At 67.5% G+C, this 3,712-nt stretch carries 2 protein-coding genes; both read left to right on the top strand.

Features of this window, described 5'->3' with window-relative positions; all coding sequences use genetic code 11:
• Positions 1–609: 609 nt before the first annotated feature.
• Positions 610–792, top strand: coding sequence for an ester cyclase (locus tag MJ785_RS14885; protein ID WP_239310676.1), 183 nt, complete (start codon positions 610–612; stop codon positions 790–792).
• A 379-nt stretch (positions 793–1,171) separates the two neighbouring features.
• Positions 1,172–3,712: DUF4011 domain-containing protein (locus MJ785_RS14880; protein WP_239381395.1), on the top strand; the 2,541-nt coding region annotated here is incomplete at its 3' end.

The following is a 3,712-nucleotide window of genomic DNA, read 5'->3' as shown; positions in this document are numbered from 1 at the left end:
AGGTGGGCGAGGCCGTGGCCGGGACGGATCAGTCATCGCACCCTGCTACCGGTGGAGCTGGTGTGCGGTTGGTCGGACGGTTGTCCCTGACGTCACTGTCGCTGGCGAGAGCGACCGTGCCGAGGCTGTTGAAGATTCTCTCCGGGGCGGCGGTGGCCGCATTACGAGCCACGACACTGTCGTGCGGTGCAGTGGTAGTCGAAGAGAAGACGAGATCGACGACATCGGCGATATCAACCGTGCTGTTGCCGAGGCCCGTCGGTCGCTCGCGGCCATCGAACCATTCACGCTGATCGTGGGTCCGGCGACCGGCTCCCCGGACTCGATCGGACTCGATCGGACTCGCCGTCGTCCCCTGGGAGCCGCTGCTTGCCCTGAATGACCACCTCCTTGACGCGGGGGCCCGCACGGTGAAAGCCATGGGCGAACCTGACGAGTTCCACCCATATATCAACATCGCCTACGTCGGCGAAACGATCGACGCGCGCCCGGTCGTCGAGACCGTCGCGACCCTGCGGGAGCTGCCCCGGATCCGCGTCGTGGTCCATTCCGTCGCCCTGGTGGAGCTGCGCCGCGAGAGCCCGTTCAATCCATCACGGCGACGACATCGTGTTCGTCGACACCCGGATGACGGGTACCCACAATGGCCCGTGGGCCGGTGTGCCCGCCACCGGCAGACCCATCGACGTGCGCTGCGGCTGCGTCTTCCACTTCGACGGCGACCGGCTTATCAAGGAGACCGTCTACTTCGACCACGCGACCCTGCTCGGCCAGATCGGCGTCGGCGGCTGACGATCGCTACCAGCGCCTGGTGACGGCCGGACTGATCCGGCCGGGCGTCCATTCGACCGGGCGCATTTGCCCGAGCCCGCGGTTGATCGGACGGGGCGCATGTCCGAGGAGTGGCTCACCCAGCTGCACGCCGAACGCTGATGGCAGCGCGGAGCTACCCAATGCAATGCCCCGCACGACGTGGTGGCCGCCCAGCTGTGTCGATCCGGCAACGCGTCCCGGTTGCCATCACGGACAGATGTGGACAGCTGCTGGCCCTGCGCGATGCCCCTACCCCGCATAGTGGACACTGGTGGCCGTATCCCCGATGATGGTCGGTTCGTCTGAAAGGGCGGCATCATCGGTCGCCTGGCCGGGTTAGATCATCCAGGAGCACGCCTTGTCCACGCAGAATCGTCGCCGGGTCGTCGAGGCTGCCGCCTCCACCTGGGCGGAAGACCTCATCGACATCTCCGGTCGCAACACACTCCTCAACTTCCGCCACAGCAGGACCACCACCCTCGACCTGGCCGACAGCGCCGCTGACGTTCTGGGACGGCTGCTCCACGGCGAACGGGTCCGGCTGTCCGACCTTTTCCCCGATCCGGATGCGATCCTTCGCGCCCGGACCGCCGCCAAGAACATCCGTGGCAAAGCCCGGGTCGTCGAAGAAGAACAGGGCATCCGACCTGCTTTCCTGATCTACGGAGCCCTGTCGTGGACGCCGCCCGGTGGGTCCTCACAGGGCATCCCCCGGCCGAACGCGCCGGTGCTACTCCGACCCGTTGAGATCACACCGATCGACCCCACGGGTAGCGACTTCCATCTCGAGGCCGGCGACGAGATACAGATCAACCAGGTGCTGTTGCACCTCCTGCGACGCAGCTATGGCGTCACCGTTGACCTATCGGGTGTCCTTCCGGAAAACGGGCTGACAGCCAACGGTGTCGACAGCGGCGGATCCCGGGTGACCGGTGACGCGGATGGCGGATGGGTGCCGCCGCGGGTGGGCGACGACAACGAGCCGGCGGACACCACGGCCTCCGCCGCCGATCCGCGAGTGTTCATCGACCGGGCACTGACGCAGGTCGAGCACGTGTTCAGCGCGATCCGGGCGGCCGCCGGGCGGGCGCTGCCAGGGCTCACCGTGACCAAGGAATTCGCGGTGGGGCTCTTCAACTACGAGAAGCTGGCCATGGTGGACGATCTCGGCCGGGCCCATGACCTCATGGCCGCCCATGACATCGTGGCCGCGCTCGCCGGCGATGGCCGAGCACGGGACGCATTGGCCACCAGCGGCCGCGACACGCCCATCCGACCTCCGGACGAGATCGCCCCCGTCGAGGAGTTCATCGTCCTGGATGCCGACTCCTCCCAGCACGCCGCGATCGAAATGGTCCTTGCCGGCCGGCACCTGGTCATCCATGGCCCGCCGGGAACCGGCAAGAGCCAGACCATCGCCAACCTCATCGCGAGCCTCGCCGCGCACGGGAAGACCGCGCTCTTCGTCGCCGAGAAGCGCGCGGCTATCGACGCCGTCGTCGATCGGCTCACCGACGCGGGGCTGGCTGACCTCGTCCTGGACCTGCATGGCGGCGGAACCGCGAAGAACAAGCGGCTGGTCGCGCGTCAGCTCGCCGATACGCTGGAGGCTGCGCGCCAGACACCACCGCCGGATCGGCAGACACGGGTCCGGTACGGGCAGCTCGCCGAACAGCGCCGCACGCTGATCGAACATGAACAGATCATGCACACGATCAGGCCACCGTGGGATCTCAACATTTTCGACGCCCAGTCCGAACTGGCCGGGCTCCCGGATGAGTGCACCAACGACGTCCGTTTCACCGGGTCTGTGCTACGAGATCTCGGCGCGGCAGAGTCCCGGGCTGTCGACTCCGATATCCGTCGACTCGCCGATCTCGGCGGGTTGACGCTCACTCCTGCGGTCTCCCCGTGGGCCGGCGCCCGGGTACGCACGTCCGACCAGGTGCGCGATCTTCGCGATCACGTCAACACGCTGCTGAGTAGCGCCCTACCCGACGCCGACCGCCTCCTGAGCGAGCTGATCACGCGAACCGGACTCCGGCAGCCCGCCGTCGTGGCCGAATGGGAAGAGATAATCACGCTGCTGGATGACCTCCAGCAGCTGCTGGAACACCACGTCGACGAGGCGATCACCGCCTCCGCGGACGAGCTGGCAGCTCTTGTCGAGGCCACGGCGTCCCGCTCGTGGCGACGCCGGAACGCCAGCGGGATGAGCCTTGGACAACGGCGAACTCTGCGACGTCGGGCCAGGGCGCTGCGGCGGGACCGCGCGTTCCGACGCGCCACCCTGCACGCGGGCGTTTCCGCGGTCGTCGCGATCACTGATCGTTGGCGCGCTCTTGCCGTTGACGATCGGGCGCCGAGCGCACCGCCGGAGTTGGCCGAGGCAGCCGCCTCCCACCAGGAGCTGCTGCGCAGGTTGGCCGCGGTTTCGGCGGTACTGGCCACAGCCCGGTTGGAGGACATGTCCGCCGACCGCGCGGCCGACGTGCTACGGCGGATGCGTGACGACCCGATCCTGCAGAACCTGCCTGAGATCAACGACCTGCTGGAGCGGCTGCGCGGTATCGGGCTGGGCACCCTGGTCGATCTTCTCGTTGCCCGGGAGGCCGATGCCGAGACAGCAGCCCAGACGTTTCGATGGACCTGGCTGCGGTCCATCCTCGATGAGCTGGCGCTGACCGAACGTGGGTTCAGCGGATTCCGGGGCGATGCGCACTCGCGCATCGCGGCCAAGTTCGTCACCACCGACTCCGAACATCTTCAGGCCACCACCGATCGGATTCGCCGACTGGTTGCGGAACGCCTGTACCTGGCCATGAACGCCTTCCCAGGGCAGGTGCCGGTGCTGAAAACGCAAGCGCGTAAGAAGACCCGGCACCTTCCCATTCGGGAC

This window comes from Protofrankia sp. CiT1 (genome assembly GCF_917627335.1).
Lineage (GTDB): Bacteria > Actinomycetota > Actinomycetes > Frankiales > Frankiaceae > Protofrankia.
This window is presented reverse-complemented; position numbering and strand designations above follow the sequence as displayed.